A 16,841-nucleotide genomic window follows, 5' to 3' on the forward strand; every position below is an offset into this window, starting at 1 on the left:
CATGTCCCTCCGTATTTCCCGCATGGCTCGCCTCGGCCTGATCGCCGCCGCGCTCGTTGCCGCCGGCAGCGCCACGGCCCAGACCGCCATTTGCTACAACTGTCCCACCGAGTGGGCCGACTGGGGCACGCAGCTCAAGGCCATCAAGGCCAAGACCGGCATCACGGTGCCGGCCGACAACAAGAACTCGGGCCAGTCGCTCGCGCAGCTGGTGGCCGAGAAAGCGAGCCCCGTGGCCGACGTCACCTACCTGGGCGTGACCTTCGCGGTGCAGGCGCAGAAGGAAGGCGTGGTCGAGCCCTACAAGCCGGCCGCGTGGAAGGACATCCCCGACGGCCTGAAGGACCCGGCGGGCAACTGGTTCACCATCCACTCGGGCACGCTCGGCTTCATGGTCAACGTCGATGCGCTCAAGGGCAAGCCGATTCCGAAGTCGTGGGCCGACCTGCTCAAGCCCGAATACAAGGGCCTGATCGGTTACCTCGATCCGGCCTCGGCCTTCGTGGGCTATGTCGGCGCGGTGGCGGTGAACGAGGCACGCGGCGGCACGCTCGACAACTTCGCGCCGGCCATCGACTACTTCAAGGCGCTGCAGAAGAACGAGCCCATCGTGCCCAAGCAGACTTCCTACGCACGCGTGCTGTCGGGCGAGATCGCGATCCTGCTGGACTACGACTTCAATGCCTACCGCGCCAAGTACAAGGACAAGGCCAACGTCGCCTTCGTCATTCCGAGCGAAGGCACGCTGGCCGTGCCCTACGTGATGAGCCTGGTCGCCAGGGCGCCGCATGCGGCCGAGGGCAAGAAGGTGCTCGACTTCGTGCTGTCCGACGAGGGCCAGGCGATCTGGGCCAAGGCCTACCTGCGGCCGGTGCGCGCGAGCGCAATGCCCAAGGACATCGAGGCGCAGTTCCTGCCTGCTACCGAATACGCCCGCGCGAAGAGCGTCGACTACGCCCGCATGGCCGAGGCGCAGCGTGCGTTCTCCGATCGGTATCTCAAGGAAGTGCGCTGAGTTTTGTCCCGGATGCGTTCAGGGCGCGCTCCCGCCGACGGGGTACCTTGCTCCGCGAATGTCCTCCGGCCTGCGGCCTCCCCCTTGATTTCGCTGCGCAAGGCACCCCATCAGCGGGTGCGTTGGACAGAGCAGTCGTTGATCAGCGGTACACCCAGAGCGTGCCCTGGTGCACAGGCCATCGGGTGCTCCCCGCAGCGAAATAAAGGAGGAGCCGAAGGCGGGGGACATTCGCGGAGGGGAGTACCCGGTGGCCTGTGCACACGCCCCGAACAAAACAGCGACAAGAACACAAGCGCGTAATGAAAAACTGAGATGAAGCAACCCAACGCCTGGAACCCCCGCTGGCGCCTGCTGGCCTGCGCAGCCCCCGCCGCCGTTTTCTTCGCGGCCTTCTGGCTGCTGCCGGTGGTGCGCCTGCTCACGCTGCCGGCGAGCAAAGGCTGGTCCACCTACTTCGCAGTGCTCACCGACTCGCGCTACCTGCAGAGCATGGCCAACACCGTCGCACTGTCGGTGGCCGTGACACTGGCAACCCTGGTGCTCGGCGCCGCCGTCGGCATCTACCTTGCGCGCCATGCCTTCGCGGGCAAGCGCATGCTGCTGTCGCTGCTCACGCTGCCGCTGTCCTTTCCGGGCGTGATCATTGGTTTCTTCGTGATCCTGCTCGGCGGGCGCCAAGGGCTGGTGGCCGACATCGGCGACAGCCTGTTCGGCCAGCGCATCACCTTCGCCTACGGCCTGCTCGGGCTGTTTCTCGCGTACCTCTACTTCTCGCTGCCGCGCGCCATTGCCACCTATGCCGCCGCGGCCGAGGCCATGAACATGCAGCTCGAAGAAGCCGCGCGCTCGCTCGGCGCCTCGCGGTTGCGCGTGGCGCGCGACGTGTGGATGCCCGAACTCGCGCCCACCACGCTCGCATGCGGCGCGATCCTGTTCGCCACCTCGATGGGCGCCTTCGGCACCGCGTTCACGCTAGCCAGCAAGTTCGAGGTGATCCCCATCACCATCTACAACGAGTTCACCAACTACGCCAACTTCGCGCTCGCCGCATCGCTGTCGATTGCGCTGGGCCTCGTGACCTGGCTGGTGCTGTTCGCCGCGCGGCGCTTCGGTGCCAACCCGGTCGCACGCTGACCGAAGGAATTGCCTCATGCGCAAGAACACGCAACCCAGGGCGCCCTTCCTGCTGGCCATCACCGTGCTCGTGAGCCTCTTCATGATCGCGCCGATGCTGCTGTCGGTGATGGCGGGCCTGGTCAACAACTACAGCACGGGCCTGAAGAGCGGCCTCACGCTGCGCTGGCTCGGCGAGGTGTGGGACAACTACGGCGGCACCGTCGGCTGGTCGCTCGCGCTGGCGCTGGCCTGCGTGGTCGGCACCGTGCTGCTGGGCGTGCCCTGCGCCTATGCGCTGGCGCGCAGCCGCTCGCGCGCGGCGCACATCTTCGAGGAGCTGCTCACGCTGCCGGTGGCGGTGCCGGGCCTGGCCACGGCGCTGGCGCTGATCCTCGCCTACGGCCAGCTCACGGCCTTCCGCCAGAGCTTCGCCTTCATCCTCGTGGGCCACATGGTGTTCACGCTGCCGTTCATGGTGCGCACCGTGAGTTCGGCCTTCCAGCGCGACGACCTGCTCGCGCTGGAGGAAGCTGCCCGCTCGCTGGGTGCGAACTTCCGCCAGCGCTTCATGGGCATCCTCGTGCCCGCCGTGTTCCCCGCGATCGTGGCCGGCAGCCTGATGGTGTTCACGCTCTCGGTGGGCGAGTTCAACCTCACGTGGATGCTGCACACGCCGCTCACGCGCACCCTGCCCGTGGGCCTGGCCGACAGCTATGCCTCGATGCGCATCGAGATCGGATCGGCCTACACGCTGGTCTTCTTCGCCGTGATCCTTCCGGTGCTGTGGGGCCTTCAATATCTTGCCAACCTGATGCAGAAACGCCATGGAACTTGAACGCATTCCCATCGACATCGCGAACTGCGCGAAAACCTACGCCGACGGCACGCGCGGCCTGCTGCCCACCCACCTGCATGTGGAGGCCGGCGAGGTGCTGGCGCTGCTCGGGCCCTCGGGCTGCGGCAAGACCACGCTGCTGCGGCTGATCGCGGGGCTCGAAGCGCCCGACGCAGGCAGCCGCATCGTGTTCGGCGGGCAGGACGTCACCGAACGGCCGGTGGAGCATCGCGGCGTGGGCATGGTGTTCCAGAGCTATGCGCTGTTTCCGCAGATGACGGTGGCGGCCAACATCGGCTATGGGCTGCGCATCCGCGGCGTGGCGCCGGAAGAGGAAAGGCGCGCGGTGGGCGAGCTGGTCGACCTGGTGCGCCTGGGCGGCCTGGAGAACAAGCGCCCCGCCGAGCTCTCGGGCGGCCAGCGGCAGCGCGTGGCGCTGGCGCGTGCCGTGGCCGTGCGCCCGCGCGTGCTGCTGCTCGACGAGCCGCTGGCCGCGCTCGATGCCAAGCTCAAGGAGTCGCTGCGCGACGAGCTTGCCGAACTGCTGCGCCGGCTGCACATCACGGCCATCCACGTGACGCACGACCAGCAGGAGGCGCTGGCCATTGCCGACCGCCTGGCGGTGATGAGCGCCGGGCGCATCGTGCAGATCGGCCGCGGCGAAGAGCTGTACCGCGCACCGGCGCATCCCTTCGTTGCCGAATTCCTGGGCCGCGTCAACCGCCTCGCGCGCGAAGCCGACGCCATTGCGCAAGGCGTTGTCCGACTCGGCGGAAGCACCCTGCCTTGCCCACCCGCCTGGCGCAGCCATGCGATGCTGCTGGTGCGGCCCGAAGACGTCGAAGTGAGCGCGCCGCGGCCCGACTGGGGCACCGCCACGGTCGAGCGCCGCACCTTCCTCGGCGACCGCGTGCAGTTGCAGTTGCGCGTGCAGGACCAGCCCCTGCTGGTGGCCGACGTGGGCCGCGACACGCCTTTCGGGCCCGGCGATCCGGTGGGCCTGCGCATCCAGCCCGACCGCCTGATGACCTCGCAGGAGACCATCGCATGACGACGACAACGACACAAGACACCACCTTCCTGGTCCAGCTGACCGACCTGCACATCCGCGAGCCGGGACGCCTGGCCTATGGCCGCATCGACACCGCGCCCTACCTGGAACGCGCGGTGCAGTCGGTGCTGCGGCTGCCGCAGCAGCCCGACGCCGTGGTAATCACGGGCGACCTCAGCGACTTCGGCCGCGCGGCCGAATACGAGCACCTGGCGCGCCTGCTGGCGCCGCTCGCGATGCCGGTCTACCTGATGCCCGGCAACCATGACGAGCGCGGCCAGCTGCGCCGCAGCTTTCCCGGCCACGCCTACCTGGCGGCGGGCGTGGGCTCGGCCGGCTTCGTGCAGTATTCGGTGCGCGTCGGCGCGCTGCGCCTGCTCACGCTGGACACCTGCGTGCCGGGCGCGAGCCACGGCGAACTCTGCAGCGAGCGCCTGGCCTGGCTCGAGGAACAGCTCGATGCCTGCCGCGGCGAGCCGGTGGTGATCGCCATGCACCACCCGCCTTTCCGCACGCTGATCGGCCACATGGACGAGATCGGCCTGCTGCAGGGCGCCGAGGCGCTCGAGGCGCTGGTCGGGCGGCACCGCAACGTGGAGCGCGTGATCTGCGGCCACCTGCACCGCGCCATCGACGTGCGCTTCGGCGGCAGCATCGCATCGACTTCGCCGGCGCCGGCGCACCAGGTCTGCCTGGACCTGTCGCCCGATGCGGCCTCGGCCTGGACGCTGGAGCCCCCGGGCTTCAAGATTCACGCCTGGTCGGCCCGGGACGGCCGGCTCGTGACCCATCTGGCGGCTTCCGGCACCTTCGAAGGGCCTTTTCCCTTCCATGACAACGGAGCGTTGATCGACTGAGGCCATAGATGTGGAAAATGGGGCCGCAAACGAACAAAAACGAAAAGGATAGAAACCGGCACCCATGAAGCATCTCCTGAACCTGCTCGCCGCCGTCGCCCTGCTGGTGTGGGGCACGCACCTCGTGCGCACGGGCGTGCTGCGCGTGTTCGGCGCCAACCTGCGCAAGATCCTGGTGCAGAGCATGCGCAACCGCTTCACGGCCGCGCTCTCGGGCATCGGCGTCACGGCCCTGGTGCAGTCGAGCACCGCCACCTCGCTGATGACCTCCTCCTTCGTGGGGCAGGGCCTGGTCACGCTGCCGGCGGCGCTGGCGGTGATGCGCGGGGCCGACGTGGGCACGGCGCTCATCTCGGTGCTGTTCTCGGCCGACCTCTCTTGGCTGTCGCCGATGTTCATCTTCGTGGGGGTGGTGCTGTTCATTTCCCGCTCGGCCAGCGTGGCGGGCCGCGTGGGGCGGGTGCTGATCGGCCTGGGGCTGATGCTGCTGGCGCTGCAGCTGGTGGTGGAAGCGACCGAGCCTCTCTTTTCAGCGCCGGCCGTGCGCGTGCTGCTGGCCTCTCTCAACAGCGACGTGCTGCTCGAGATCACCATCGGCGCGGTGCTGGCGATCGTGGCCTATTCGAGCCTGGCCGTGGTGCTGCTGGTGGCGGCCATGGCCAGTTCCAACGTGGTGCCGCTGGACGTCGCGCTCGGTCTGGTGCTGGGCGCCAACCTCGGCAGCGGCCTGCTGGCGGTGCTGACCACGGCCAAGTCCGCCGTGCCGGTGCGGCAGGTCACGGTGGGCAACCTGCTGTTCAAGGCGCTGGGCGTGGCCATCCTCGCGCCTTTCGTCGGGCTCTGGCTGCGCCATGTGCAGCCGCACGTGCCGAACGCGACGCACGGCGTGGTGCTGTTCCACCTGGCGTTCAACGTGCTCATCAGCCTGGGCTTCATCGGCCTCACGCAGTGGGTTGCCACGCTGGTCACGAAGATGCTGCCGGTGCCGCCGGTGCCGGCCAGCTCCATGCGGCCGCACCATCTCGACCCGTCGGCGCTGTCGACGCCCTCGCTCGCCATTTCCAACGCGGCGCGCGAGGCGCTGCACCAGGCCGACGTGGTGGAGACCATGCTCATCGGCACGCTCGACGTGATCCGCCACAACGACCTGCGCCTGGCGCAGGAGCTGCGGCAGCTCGACGACACGGTGGACGAGCTCTACTCGGCCATCAAGTACTACATGACGCGCATCTCGCGCGAGGCGCTGGGCGAGGAAGAAAGCCGGCGCTGGACCGACATCATCAGCTTCACCATCAACATGGAGCAGATCGGCGACATCATCGAGCGCGTGATCATCGACATCGAGGACAAGAAGATCAAGCCGCAGCGCAATTTCTCCGAGGCGGGCATGGCGGAAATCGTCGAGCTGCACGGGCGGCTGGTCGCCAACCTGCGGCTGAGCATGAGCGTCTTCCTGAACGGCAACGTGCGCGACGCGCAGCGGCTGCTCGAGGAGAAGGCGCGCTTCCGCGACCTCGAGCGGGCCTATGCCACCACCCACCTCGACCGCCTCTCCGACCGCACCACGCTGAGCATGGAGACCAGCTCGCTGCACATCGACCTGATCAGCGACCTGAAGCGGATCAACTCGCACATCTGCTCCATTGCCTATCCGATCCTCGAATCGGCGGGCGCGCTGGCACCAAGCCGGCTGCGCGAATCGCGGCTCGGGAAGATCGAGGGCTGATCTGGCGCTGGCGCGGTCAGTGCGCCGCAGGAAATGGCGGGGCCGCGAACTGCTCCATGCGCCGGCGCAGGCAGAAATCGACCAGGTCGTCGAGCTCGGTGGCCTTGTCGAACACCGCGTCGGCGCCCAGCTGCGCGCACTTGCGCCGCATCTGCGGCGTCAGGTGGTTGCTGAGCACCACCATCTTCTGGTTCGGATCGCGGTTGCGGCAGGCCTCGAGCACGCCGAAGCCGGTGCCGTCCTTGAGGAACAGGTCGACGATGGCCAGGTCCCATTGCGACAGGTTGCCCGCGAGCCAGCGCGCGCCCTCGTTCTCGGTTTCGGCCTGGCCCACCGGATCGACCCGCGCCACCTCGCGCAGCGTGCCGGCCAGGTTCTCGCGGATGGCGGGGTTGTCCTCGACGATGAAGGTTCTGACGGTGTCCATGGCGCGGGCCTTCGCTGGCTTTGCTGAAGGCTACAAAGTGCGCCTTGCACAAGACGCAGGCATGACACCCCACCGCGGGTAGGACGGCGGCTGGCCCGGCCTCAGAGCGTGAGGATGGTGCAGCCGGTGGTCTTGCGCGCTTCCAGGTCGCGATGCGCCTGCTGCACGTCGGCCAGTGCATAGCGCTGGTCGATCGGGATCTTCACCGCGCCGCTCTGCACCACGGCGAACAGGTCGTCGGCCATGGCCTGCGTGCTCTCGCGCGTGGCGATGTGCGTGAACAGCGTCGGTCGCGTCACGTAGAGCGAGCCCTTGGACGCCAGCGTGCCCAGGCTGATCGGCGGTACCGGGCCCGAGCCGTTGCCGAACACAGCCAGCAGGCCGAACGGGCGCAGGCAGTCGATGGAGCCTTCCCAGGTGTCCTTGCCGACCGAGTCGTACACCACCTTCACGCCCTTACCGCCGGTGATCTCCTTCACGCGGGCCGCGAAGTTCTCGGTGCTGTAGTTGATGGCATGCGCCGCGCCGTGTTCGAGCGCGAGCTTGCACTTGGCGTCGCTGCCGGCCGTGCCAATCAGCTGCAGGCCGAGCGCCTTGGCCCACTGGCAGGCGATCAGGCCGACGCCGCCGGCCGCCGCATGGAACAGGATGAAGTCGCCGGGCTGCAGGCCTTCGGCCGGCAGCGTCTTCTTCAGCAGGTATTGCGTCGTGAGGCCCTTGAGCATCATGGCCGCGCCGGTCTCGAAGGAGATCGCATCGGGCAGCTTGCAGACATTCTTGGCCGGCATCACGCGCAGCTCGCTGTAGGCACCGGGCGGCTGGCTCGCATAGGCGGCGCGATCGCCGGCCTTCAGGTGCGCCACGCCTTCGCCCACGGCCTCGACCACACCCGAGGCTTCCATGCCCAGCTGCAGCGGCATCTGGAACGGATAGAGCCCGCTGCGCTGGTAGGTGTCGATGAAGTTCAGGCCCACGGCCTTGTGGCGGATGCGGATCTCGCCGGGGCCGGGCTCGCCCACCTCGACGTCGACGATCTTCAGTTCCTCGGGGCCGCCATGGCGGTCGATACGGACGGCTTTGCTCATCATCTTTGCAGTCTCCAGTCGCACAGAAAAGAAGAGGCGCATGGTGCCACGTTTGGCCTTCGCGCGACGGGGGCGGGGAATGCCCGGTAGAGTCGGCGGCCATGCAGATCCAGCAGCGCCTCACGCCTTCCACCGTCTTCCTGCTCACCGTGCCGCCGCTGCTGTGGGCGAGCAATGCGGTGGTCGGCCGCCTGGTGCGCGACCTGGTGTCGCCGCTCACGCTGAACTTCGTGCGCTGGGTCATCGCGTTCGTGCTGCTGCTGCCGCTCGCATGGCCGGTGCTGCGCCGCGGCAGCCCGATGTGGGCGCACTGGAAGCGCTATTCGGTGCTGGGGCTGCTGGGCATCGGCAGCTACAACGCATTCCAGTACCTGGCGCTGCAGACCTCCGCGCCGATCAACGTCACGCTGGTGGGCTCCAGCCTGCCGCTGTGGATGCTGGCGGTGGGCGGCATTTTCTTCGGCGCGCGTGTCGGCGGGCGCGAGATCGGCGGCTCGCTGCTCTCGATGCTGGGCGTGCTGCTGGTGCTGAGCCGGGGCGAATGGCGGCAGCTGCTCGCGCTGCGGCTGGTGCCGGGCGATCTCTACATGATCCTGGGCACCATCGCCTGGGCGTTCTACAGCTGGTTCCTGGTGCGCACGCGGGAGCCGCAGGACGTGCGGCAGGACTGGGCCGCGTTCCTGATGGCACAGCTGGTGTTCGGCCTCGCATGGTCGGGCCTGTTCGCGGCCGGGGAATGGACGCTGGCCGATGCGCGCATGGAGCTCGGATGGCCGCTGCTGGCGGCGCTGGCCTTCATCGGCATCGGCCCGGCCGTGGTGGCCTACCGCTGCTGGGGCAGCGGCGTGCAGCATGCGGGGCCGCAGGCCGCGAGCTTCTTCATGAACCTCACGCCGCTGTTCGCCGCGCTGCTGTCCGCGGCCTTCCTGCGCGAGCCGCCGCACTGGTACCACGGCGCGGCCTTTGCGCTGATCGTGGGCGGCATCGTGATCTCGTCACGGCGCCCATAGCCGCGCGCGGCACGAAGCGCGCGCAGCCTGGGGGCGAGCTCAGTACGTGCCGGGGTAGGCGCCGCCGTCGGCCAACACGTTCTGTCCCGTCATGTAGCCGGCCTGCATGCTGCAGAGGAAGGCGCAGATCGCGCCGAACTCGGCGGGCGTGCCGAAGCGCCTGGCCGGAATGTTCTTCTTGCGGGCTTCCCACACGGTGTCGAAGTCTTGTCCCGACTTCTGCGCTGCGCCGGCCATCGTGCCCTTCAGGCGGTCGGTGTCGAAGGAACCGGGCAGCAGGTTGTTGATGGTCACGCCCTGCGCGGCGATGGGCGTGCGCGCCACGCCGGCCACGAAGCCCGTGAGGCCGCTGCGCGCACCGTTGGAGAGGCCGAGGATGTCGATGGGCGACTTCACCGAGCTCGAGGTGATGTTGACGATGCGCCCGAAGCCGCGCTTGGCCATGCCGTCGACCGTGGCCTTGATGAGCTCGATCGGCGTCAGCATGTTGGCGTCGACGGCCTTGATCCATGCCTCGCGGTCCCAGTTGCGGAAATCGCCCGGAGGCGGGCCGCCGGCGTTGGTGACGACGATGTCGAAGTCGTGGCCGAGCGCGAACACCGCCGCGCGGCCGGCCTCGGTCGTGATGTCGGCGGCCACGTGCTTGACGAAAGGCGCCGGCGAGCCGGCTGCCGCTGCGGCCAGCTTCGCAGCCGCCGCTTCGAGCACCTCGGCGCCGCGCGCCACGATCACCACGTTCACGCCCTCGCGCACCAGGGCCTCGGCGCAGCCGTAGCCCAGTCCCTTGCTCGCGCCGCACACCAGCGCGGTCTTGCCTGCAATGCCCAAATCCATGTTGTTGCTCCTTGACTGCAGGAGCGCTAGCGCCCCGTGCGTGTGAAAACGAAGATGCCCGCAATCACGAGCACCGTGCCGGCCGCGATCCACGCGGTGAACGGCTCGCCGAGTATGACCACGCCCATGAGGATGGTCGACAGCGGCCCGATCATGCCGGTTTGCGCGGCCATGGCCGGGCCGATGCGCTCGATGGCCATCATGACCATGAGGACAGGCACCGCCGTGCACAGCGTGGCGTTGAGCACCGACAGCCAGATGACCTCGGGCGCCACCTGCATTGCGGCGCTCATCGGCCGCGTGAGCGCGAACTGCAGGATGCACAGCAGGCAGGCCACGGTGGTGGCCAGGCCCACGAGCCGCAGCGAGCCCAGGCGCTTGACGAATTCGCCGCTGTAGACAAGGTAGGCCGCATAGCTCACGGCGCTCAGGAACACGAGGAAGGTGCCCCAGGCCGCCGCCCCGCCGCCCTTGCCGCCGCCGCCGATCCAGAGCTCGTGCCCGAACACGAGCAGCACGCCGGCATAGCTCACGATCATGCCGAGCACCTGCGGCCGCGTGGCGCGCCGCCGGTACAGGAGCCAGCCGAACAGCAGCACCAGCGTGGGGTTGAGATAGAGAATGAGCCGCTCGAAGCTGGCCGAGATGTAGGCGAGCCCGGCAAAGTCGAGAAAGCTCGCCAGGTAGTAGCCCGAGAAGCCGAGCCCGGCCACGCCGAACCAGTCGCGCAAGGTGAGCGCGGGCTTGCCGCGGCCGGCCCACCACGCCATCACCGCGAACAGCGGCAGCGCGAACAGCATGCGCAGCATGATCAGCGTGATCGCATCCACGCCGTAGCGGTACGCCAGCTTGACGATGATGGCCTTGCCGCTGAACGCGACCGCGCCGAGCGAGGCGAGGATGAGGCCGGGCGCAAGGCTCCTTGCGCCGCTGGCAGAAGAAGAAGAAGAAGAAGAAGAGGGAATGCCGGTCTGTACGGCGGACTTGGTCATTCCCCGATCATCGCGTAGCCGTCAAAAGCCTGCCGCAAGGCCATCGCGGCGCGGATCGCTGGCGGCCACGTAGCCTTCGACCGACGGATCGCCCGCGCGCCAGATGAACTGGCCGGCGCCGAAGTCCTGGTAGGAGTCGTCGATCACGTCCAGGTGATGGCCGAGCTCGCGCAGGCCCTGCACCGTGGCCGAGTCCATTGCGGCCTCGACGTTGATCTCGAGCCCCGCGTTGAAGCGCCAGCGCGGCGCGTCGCAGGCGGCCTGCGGGTTCTGCTTGTAGTCGAGCATGCGCACCAGCGTCTGCATGTGGCCTTGCGGCTGCATGTTGCCGCCCATCACCCCGAAGCTCATCACCGGCTGGCCGTCCTTGGTAAGGAAGGCCGGGATGATGGTGTGGAACGGCCGCTTGCCCGGCGCCACGACGTTCGGGCTCTCGGCCTTGAGGCTGAAGCCATGGCCGCGGTTCTGCAGGCTGATGCCGAACTCGGGCTCCACGCAGCCCGAGCCGAAGCCCATGTAGTTGCTCTGGATGAAGCTCACCATCATGCCGCTCTCGTCGGCCGCCGTGAGGTAGATGGTGCCGCCCTTGACGGGGTTGCCGGCCTTGAAGTCCTGTGCCTTTTTCACGTCGATGAGTCTCGCACGCGATGCGAGGTAGGAGTCATCGAGCATTTGCGCGGGTGTCACCGTCATCGACGATGGCTCCGACACATAGCGGTAGACGTCGGCGAAGGCGAGCTTCATCGCCTCGATCTGCAGGTGCTGCGAAGCGACCGAGTCGACCGGCAGCGAGGCGATGTCGAACTTTTCCAAGATGCCGAGCGCGATCAGCGCCGCAATGCCCTGCCCGTTGGGCGGAATCTCGTGCAGCGTGTGGCCGCGGTAGTCGCGCGAGATCGGCTTGACCCATTCGGGCTGGTAGGCCGAGAGGTCGGCCACCGTGAGCGAGCCGCCCTGCTCCTTCGAGAACCTGGCAAGCGCCTCGGCAATCTCGCCGCTGTAGTAGGCCTCGCCCTTGGTGCGGGAAATGGCCTTGAGCGCGCGCGCGGCGGCCGTGAAGCGGAACAGCTCGCCCACTTCGGGTGCGCGGCCCCAGGGCATGAAGGTCTGCGCGAAGCCCGCCACCGATGCCAGCACCGGCGTGGCCGCGGCCCACTTCTGCTGCACCACCGGCGGCACCAGGTAGCCGCGCTCGGCGATGTCGATGGCCGGTGCCAGCAGGTCGGCGAAAGGCAGCTTGCCGAAGCGCTCGCTGAGCGCCACCCAGCCGCGCACCGCGCCCGGCACGGTGACCGAATCAATGCCGCGCATCGGCGGCGTGGCGGCGTCGGCGCCGTACTTGGCCTTGAAGTAGTCGGGCGTCCAGGCCTTGGGCGCAGGGCCCGAGGCGTTGAGGCCGTGCAGTTCCTTGCCGTCCCACAGGATGCAGAAGGCGTCGCTGCCCAGGCCGTTGCTCACGGGCTCGACCAGCGTCATCACGGCCGCGGTGGCAATGGCCGCATCGACGGCATTGCCGCCCTGCTGCAGCATGCGCAGCCCCGCCTGCGAGGCGAGCGGGTGCGAGGTCGACACCACGTTGCGCGCGAAGATCGGAATGCGGGTGGAGAGGTAGGGATTGCTGAAGTCGAAATTCATGGGAATGTGCTCGCTTATTCGTTGGTGATCTTGCGCTCGACCACGATCTTTTTCCACTTGGCGGCATCGGCCGCCACCATTTTGGCGAACTGCTCGGGCGTTCCGGCGGCGGCAGGCTCGATGCCCAGGCGCGACAGTTTTTCCTTCACCTCGGGATCGGCCAGCGCCTCGTTCGCGGCCTTGTTGACGCGCGCCACGATGTCCGCCGGCAGGCCCTTGGGACCGTAGAAGCCGAACCAGGTGTTCGACTCGAAGCCCGGCAGCGTGTCGGCGATCGGCGGCAGTTCGGGTGCCAGCGGGCTGCGCTTGAGCGTGGTGACGCCCAGCGCGCGCAGCCGGCCGTCGCGCACGTGCGGCATGCCGGTGGGAAGCGAGTCGAACAGCACGTCGACCTTGCCGCTGATCAGGTCGGGAATGGCCAGCGCGGTGCCCTTGTAGGGAATGTGGGTCACGAACACGCCGGCCTGCGCCTTGAAGAGCTCCGCAGTGAGCTGCACGATGGTGCCGTTGCCGCTGGACGCGTAGTTGAGCTTGCCGGGGTTCTTCTTTGCGTGGTCAATCCATTCGCGCACGGTCTTTGCGGGCGAGTTGACCGGCACCAGCATGATGCTCGGCGCATCGCCCACGTGCGCGATGGGCGTGAAGTCGCGCACCGTGTCATAGGGCAGCTTGCTGGTGATGGCCGGCCCGATGGAGTGGGTGCTGGTGGTGGCCAGCAGCAGCGTGTAGCCGTCGGCCGGCGCCTTCGCGGCCATGTCGGAGCCGATGGCGCCGCCCGCGCCCGGCTTGTTGTCGATGATCAGCGGGGTGCCGAGCTTTTCGCTCATCTTCTGCCCGAGCGTGCGGGCGAAGAGGTCGGTTGCGCCGGCCGCCGGGAACGGCACGATCAGCCGCACCGGCTTGTTCGGATAGCCCTGGGCCACGCTGGCCGTCGATGCAGCCACGCAAAGCGCCGCCGCGGCCGCTTGGAGGAACTGGATTCTTTTCATGGTGCTGATTCTGGCCCGGTGGAGAAAAGCTCGCATGCTATGCAGCCGCCGCACATCAAGCCAGATAATCCAGCTTATTCAACTATGAGCGCTGCTTATGACGAAGAACGCCACGGAGGAAGTCTCGCTGCAGCAGCTGCGGGCGCTGGCGGCGGTCGCCGAATCGGGCAGCTTCACATTGGCAGCGGAAAGCCTGCAGCTGACGCAGCCGGCCATCAGCCACCTGGTCAAGCGCATGGAAGAGCAGCTCGGACAGCCGCTCATCGTGCGCGGCCGCCGTATCCAGTTCACGAGCGCGGGCCAAGTGATGGTCGAGACCGCCGTGCGGGCGCTGCGGATGATCGATGAATCGGTGGACGCCTGCCGCTCGCAGTCGCAGCTGCGCGAAGGACGCGTGGTGCTGGCCGTGGGACACCTCACGGCGGGCGCCCTGCTGCCGCCGATGCTCGGCCGCTTCTCGCAGAAGCACCCCACGCTGGCCACCACGCTGCTGGACAGCACCGCGGAGCAGATGATCTCGCGCATCCTCTCGCAGGAGGCCGACCTGGGCTTCGGCTCGGACATCGGCCAGAAGCACTCGGAGCTGGCGACCGAGCCGCTGTTCACCGAGCGCATGGCCCTCTTCGTACGCGACGACCATCCGCTGGCCCAGCGCGTGGTGGTCGATGCCCGGCAGCTCGAGGCGCTGCCCTTCATCCACGTGAATCCCGACGCCAACGTGTGGCGCGCCGTGAGCCGCCAGCTGTCGAGCATGGCGAATGTGTATCCGCGCGTGGTCCACCATGTGTCGATGCTCTCGACGGCCTTCGGCCTGATCCAGGCGGGCGCGGGTGTGGCGCTCCTGCCGCGCTATGTGGAGGTGCTGATGCCCGGCAACCTGCGCGCCGTGGCTGTCACGCGCCCGGCGCTCGAATACCCGGTCGTCGCCATCCGCCTGGCCAAGCATCCGCTCAATCCCGCGGCCATGGCTTTTCTCACCATGGCACGACAGCACATGAAACCACCAAGGGCTGCCAGGCCCTGAAAAAGAAAACGGCGCCCGAAGGCGCCGCCGTATTTTTCGTGGAACACCGCGGAACCGGCTATGCCGGGCCGCTGGTGTTGCCCCCTTGAGGGGGGAGTCGAGCTACACGAAGTGAGCGAGGGACGGGGGTGGGCCGTTCAGTCCTCGACGAAGGCTTCTTCGCGCTTCGCCTTGACCGCCGGCAGCAGCACGATCACGAGCAGCAGCAAAGCGGCAAGCAGCAGGCCGAGCGAGATCGGACGCGTGACGAACACGCTCCAGTCGCCGCGCGACAGCAGCAGCGAGCGGCGCAGGTTTTCTTCCATCATCGGTCCGAGGATGAAGCCCAGCAGCAGCGGCGCAGGCTCGCAACCCAGCTTGAAGAAGGTGTAGCCCACGAAGCCGAAGATGCCGACCATCCAGATGTCCCAGGTGTTGTTGTTCGTGGAGTACACGCCGATGGCGCAGAACAGCACGATCGCCGGGAACAGGAACTTGTAGGGCACCGACAGCAGCTTGATCCACATGCCGATCAGCGGCAGGTTCAGGATGATCAGCATCGCGTTGCCCAGCCACATCGAGGCGATCAGGCCCCAGAACAGCTCGGGGTTGCTGGTCATCACCTGCGGGCCGGGCTGGATGTTGTGGATCGTCATTGCGCCCACCATCAGCGCCATCACCGCGTTGGGCGGAATGCCCAGCGTGAGCAGCGGGATGAAGGAGGTCTGCGCACCGGCGTTGTTGGCCGCCTCGGGAGCTGCCACGCCGCGGATGTTGCCCTTGCCGAACGGCACTTCGCCGGGATGCAGCTTGGTCTTCTTCTCGATGGTGTAGGCCGCGAAAGCCGACAGCAGCGCACCGCCGCCGGGCAGGATGCCGAGCGAAGAGCCCAGCGCCGTGCCGCGCAGCACCGCGGGAATCATCCGCTTGAAGTCTTCCTTGGTCGGGAACAGGCCCGAGACCTTGGCGGTGAACACTTCGCGCTCGTCGTCGGGGCGCGAAAGGTTGGCAATGATTTCGCCGTAGCCGAACACACCCATGGCAATGGCCACGAAGCCGATGCCGTCGGTCAGTTCCGGAACGTCGAAGCTGTAGCGCGCCACGCCCGAATTCACGTCGGTGCCGACCAGGCCCAGCAAGAGGCCCAGAACGATCATCGCGATGGCCTTGAGCAGCGAGCCCGAAGCCAGCACCACGGCGCCGATCAGGCCCAGGATCATCAGCGAGAAGTACTCGGCCGGGCCGAACTTGAAGGCCAGCTCGGTCAGCGGCGGCGCAAAGGCCGCCAGGATCAGCGTGCCGACGCAGCCCGCGAAGAACGAGCCCAGGCCCGCCGCGGCCAGCGCCGGACCCGCACGGCCCTTGCGCGCCATCTGGTAGCCGTCGATCACGGTCACCACCGACGAAGATTCGCCCGGCAGGTTCACGAGGATGGCGGTGGTCGAGCCGCCGTACTGCGCGCCGTAGTAGATGCCGGCCAGCATGATCAGCGCCGACACGGGCGGCAGCGCGTAGGTGGCGGGCAGCAGCATCGCGATGGTCGCGACCGGGCCGATGCCCGGCAGCACGCCGATCAGGGTGCCCAGGATGCAGCCGACCAGGCAGTACAGCAGGTTGGTGAAGGTAAAGGCAACGCCAAAACCCATCGAGAGGTGTTCAAACAATTCCATTTGCGCGCTTTCTTCTCAACCGGTGATGAAGGTCGGCCAGACCTGGATCTGCAGCTTCAGCGCCCAGATGAAGGCGACATAGCTGCCGACGGCCAGCACGGTGGCCAGGATCAGCACGCTGGGAAGCTTGAACTCATGGCCCGCCAGGCTCGAGATGATCACGAGCGCGTAGATGGCGATGATCATTCCCATGGCCGGCACGCCGAGGCTCGGCAGGCCGCCCAGCAGGATGCCGAACGCGAGATTGGCGCCCAGGATGAACACGACCTGCTTCCAGGCCCACTTGCCGATCTTTTCGCCGTCGGTGGTTTCGACGGTCAGGCCGCTGAACATGATCCCCAGGCCGATGACGGCCATCAGGATGCCCAGCATCAACGGGAAATAACCCGGCCCCATGCGGGCGCCGCTGCCTACGCTGTAGGTGGTGGCGCCCCATGCGAACGCCACGCCCACGACCGTAAACATCAGACCCGAGAAAAAGTCTTTCTGACTCTTGATTTTCACGAACAGTCTCCTCGAACAAATTTCGATGCGAGATTGTCTGGTCAGCTGGTGGTCAGCTCGATGTGGATTCCACTAACCGAAAGCCTAGG

Annotated in this window: 16 protein-coding genes; 8 read left to right on the top strand and 8 right to left on the bottom strand. The window is 67.6% G+C overall.

Translation table 11 applies throughout. The features are described from left to right. The first annotated feature begins 1 nt into the window (after nucleotide 1). From VPA02S_RS06540 to VPA02S_RS06565, 6 genes are all read left to right on the top strand, one after another. A complete protein-coding gene (locus VPA02S_RS06540) occupies nucleotides 2–1,015 on the top strand; it encodes an ABC transporter substrate-binding protein (protein ID WP_028256328.1) in 1,014 nt (337 codons plus the stop codon). Between the two features lie 315 nt (nucleotides 1,016–1,330). Further along, nucleotides 1,331–2,152, top strand: a complete 822-nt coding sequence (locus VPA02S_RS06545; protein ID WP_028256329.1) for an ABC transporter permease — start codon at nucleotides 1,331–1,333, stop codon at nucleotides 2,150–2,152. A gap of 16 nt (nucleotides 2,153–2,168) precedes the next feature. Next, the gene (locus tag VPA02S_RS06550; protein WP_028256330.1) at nucleotides 2,169–2,969 is read left to right on the top strand and encodes an ABC transporter permease; all 801 of its coding nucleotides are present in this window, start codon (nucleotides 2,169–2,171) and stop codon (nucleotides 2,967–2,969) included. Continuing rightward, nucleotides 2,959–4,020: an ABC transporter ATP-binding protein gene (locus tag VPA02S_RS06555; protein WP_028256331.1), complete on the top strand. Its 1,062-nt coding sequence runs from the start codon at nucleotides 2,959–2,961 to the stop codon at nucleotides 4,018–4,020. Before VPA02S_RS06550 ends, VPA02S_RS06555 begins: the two co-directional genes overlap by 11 nt. Next, nucleotides 4,017–4,877 carry a phosphodiesterase gene (locus VPA02S_RS06560; RefSeq protein ID WP_062362980.1) on the top strand — a complete coding sequence of 287 codons (861 nt, stop codon included), beginning with the start codon at nucleotides 4,017–4,019 and terminating at the stop codon, nucleotides 4,875–4,877. The genes VPA02S_RS06555 and VPA02S_RS06560 overlap by 4 nt, the downstream gene beginning before the upstream one ends. Before the next feature lie 64 nt (nucleotides 4,878–4,941). After that, on the top strand, nucleotides 4,942–6,603 hold the full coding sequence (locus tag VPA02S_RS06565) for a Na/Pi cotransporter family protein (RefSeq protein ID WP_062362982.1): 1,662 nt from the start codon (nucleotides 4,942–4,944) through the stop codon (nucleotides 6,601–6,603). 16 nt (nucleotides 6,604–6,619) lie between these two features. Here the strand turns inward: VPA02S_RS06565 and VPA02S_RS06570 are convergent, their stop codons facing one another. Together VPA02S_RS06570 and VPA02S_RS06575 are read right to left on the bottom strand one after the other, a co-directional pair. Further along, complete coding sequence (locus tag VPA02S_RS06570) at nucleotides 6,620–7,030, bottom strand: response regulator (protein ID WP_012746408.1); 411 nt, start codon at nucleotides 7,028–7,030, stop codon at nucleotides 6,620–6,622. Nucleotides 7,031–7,131: 101 nt separating this feature from the next. Next, a complete protein-coding gene (locus VPA02S_RS06575) occupies nucleotides 7,132–8,115 on the bottom strand; it encodes a quinone oxidoreductase family protein (RefSeq protein WP_028256445.1) in 984 nt (327 codons plus the stop codon). Between the two features lie 101 nt (nucleotides 8,116–8,216). Between VPA02S_RS06575 and VPA02S_RS06580 the strand changes: the two genes are divergently transcribed. Next, on the top strand, nucleotides 8,217–9,125 hold the full coding sequence (locus VPA02S_RS06580; protein ID WP_018906465.1) for a DMT family transporter: 909 nt from the start codon (nucleotides 8,217–8,219) through the stop codon (nucleotides 9,123–9,125). 39 nt (nucleotides 9,126–9,164) lie between these two features. Here the strand turns inward: VPA02S_RS06580 and VPA02S_RS06585 are convergent, their stop codons facing one another. Genes VPA02S_RS06585 through VPA02S_RS06600 form a run of 4 tightly spaced genes read right to left on the bottom strand, consistent with a single transcriptional unit; the run spans nucleotide 9,165 to nucleotide 13,575 of the window. Then, nucleotides 9,165–9,959: an SDR family oxidoreductase gene (locus VPA02S_RS06585; protein WP_028254273.1), complete on the bottom strand. Its 795-nt coding sequence runs from the start codon at nucleotides 9,957–9,959 to the stop codon at nucleotides 9,165–9,167. A gap of 26 nt (nucleotides 9,960–9,985) precedes the next feature. Further along, nucleotides 9,986–10,951, bottom strand: coding sequence for a DMT family transporter (locus tag VPA02S_RS06590; protein WP_062362985.1), 966 nt, complete (start codon nucleotides 10,949–10,951; stop codon nucleotides 9,986–9,988). A 21-nt stretch (nucleotides 10,952–10,972) separates the two neighbouring features. Next, nucleotides 10,973–12,586, bottom strand: a complete 1,614-nt coding sequence (locus VPA02S_RS06595; protein WP_062362987.1) for a gamma-glutamyltransferase family protein — start codon at nucleotides 12,584–12,586, stop codon at nucleotides 10,973–10,975. 14 nt (nucleotides 12,587–12,600) lie between these two features. Then, nucleotides 12,601–13,575, bottom strand: coding sequence for a Bug family tripartite tricarboxylate transporter substrate binding protein (locus VPA02S_RS06600; RefSeq protein WP_062362990.1), 975 nt, complete (start codon nucleotides 13,573–13,575; stop codon nucleotides 12,601–12,603). 97 nt (nucleotides 13,576–13,672) lie between these two features. Between VPA02S_RS06600 and VPA02S_RS06605 the strand changes: the two genes are divergently transcribed. Next, complete coding sequence (locus tag VPA02S_RS06605) at nucleotides 13,673–14,599, top strand: LysR family transcriptional regulator (protein WP_012746401.1); 927 nt, start codon at nucleotides 13,673–13,675, stop codon at nucleotides 14,597–14,599. A 137-nt stretch (nucleotides 14,600–14,736) separates the two neighbouring features. On the opposite strand, the gene VPA02S_RS06610 is transcribed toward VPA02S_RS06605, so the two are convergent. Both VPA02S_RS06610 and VPA02S_RS06615 read right to left on the bottom strand, forming a co-directional pair. Then, nucleotides 14,737–16,248 carry a tripartite tricarboxylate transporter permease gene (locus tag VPA02S_RS06610; protein WP_012746400.1) on the bottom strand — a complete coding sequence of 504 codons (1,512 nt, stop codon included), beginning with the start codon at nucleotides 16,246–16,248 and terminating at the stop codon, nucleotides 14,737–14,739. 15 nt (nucleotides 16,249–16,263) lie between these two features. After that, on the bottom strand, nucleotides 16,264–16,752 hold the full coding sequence (locus VPA02S_RS06615; protein WP_012746399.1) for a tripartite tricarboxylate transporter TctB family protein: 489 nt from the start codon (nucleotides 16,750–16,752) through the stop codon (nucleotides 16,264–16,266). Nucleotides 16,753–16,841: the final 89 nt, after the last annotated feature.

It is taken from the genome of Variovorax paradoxus NBRC 15149 (genome assembly GCF_001591365.1).
GTDB classification, from domain to species: domain Bacteria; phylum Pseudomonadota; class Gammaproteobacteria; order Burkholderiales; family Burkholderiaceae_C; genus Variovorax; species Variovorax paradoxus.

Excerpts from the sequence above, each read along its gene's own strand:
- VPA02S_RS06540 (WP_028256328.1), top strand. The coding sequence starts at position 2 with ATGTCCCTCCGTATTTCCCGCATGGCTCGCCTCGGCCTGATCGCCGCC.
- VPA02S_RS06545 (WP_028256329.1), top strand. The coding sequence starts at position 1,331 with ATGAAGCAACCCAACGCCTGGAACCCCCGCTGGCGCCTGCTGGCCTGC.
- VPA02S_RS06550 (WP_028256330.1), top strand. The coding sequence starts at position 2,169 with ATGCGCAAGAACACGCAACCCAGGGCGCCCTTCCTGCTGGCCATCACC.
- VPA02S_RS06555 (WP_028256331.1), top strand. The coding sequence starts at position 2,959 with ATGGAACTTGAACGCATTCCCATCGACATCGCGAACTGCGCGAAAACC.
- VPA02S_RS06560 (WP_062362980.1), top strand. The coding sequence starts at position 4,017 with ATGACGACGACAACGACACAAGACACCACCTTCCTGGTCCAGCTGACC.
- VPA02S_RS06565 (WP_062362982.1), top strand. The coding sequence starts at position 4,942 with ATGAAGCATCTCCTGAACCTGCTCGCCGCCGTCGCCCTGCTGGTGTGG.
- VPA02S_RS06570 (WP_012746408.1), bottom strand. The coding sequence starts at position 7,030 with ATGGACACCGTCAGAACCTTCATCGTCGAGGACAACCCCGCCATCCGC.
- VPA02S_RS06575 (WP_028256445.1), bottom strand. The coding sequence starts at position 8,115 with ATGAGCAAAGCCGTCCGTATCGACCGCCATGGCGGCCCCGAGGAACTG.
- VPA02S_RS06580 (WP_018906465.1), top strand. The coding sequence starts at position 8,217 with ATGCAGATCCAGCAGCGCCTCACGCCTTCCACCGTCTTCCTGCTCACC.
- VPA02S_RS06585 (WP_028254273.1), bottom strand. The coding sequence starts at position 9,959 with ATGGATTTGGGCATTGCAGGCAAGACCGCGCTGGTGTGCGGCGCGAGC.
- VPA02S_RS06590 (WP_062362985.1), bottom strand. The coding sequence starts at position 10,951 with ATGACCAAGTCCGCCGTACAGACCGGCATTCCCTCTTCTTCTTCTTCT.
- VPA02S_RS06595 (WP_062362987.1), bottom strand. The coding sequence starts at position 12,586 with ATGAATTTCGACTTCAGCAATCCCTACCTCTCCACCCGCATTCCGATC.
- VPA02S_RS06600 (WP_062362990.1), bottom strand. The coding sequence starts at position 13,575 with ATGAAAAGAATCCAGTTCCTCCAAGCGGCCGCGGCGGCGCTTTGCGTG.
- VPA02S_RS06605 (WP_012746401.1), top strand. The coding sequence starts at position 13,673 with ATGACGAAGAACGCCACGGAGGAAGTCTCGCTGCAGCAGCTGCGGGCG.
- VPA02S_RS06610 (WP_012746400.1), bottom strand. The coding sequence starts at position 16,248 with ATGGAATTGTTTGAACACCTCTCGATGGGTTTTGGCGTTGCCTTTACC.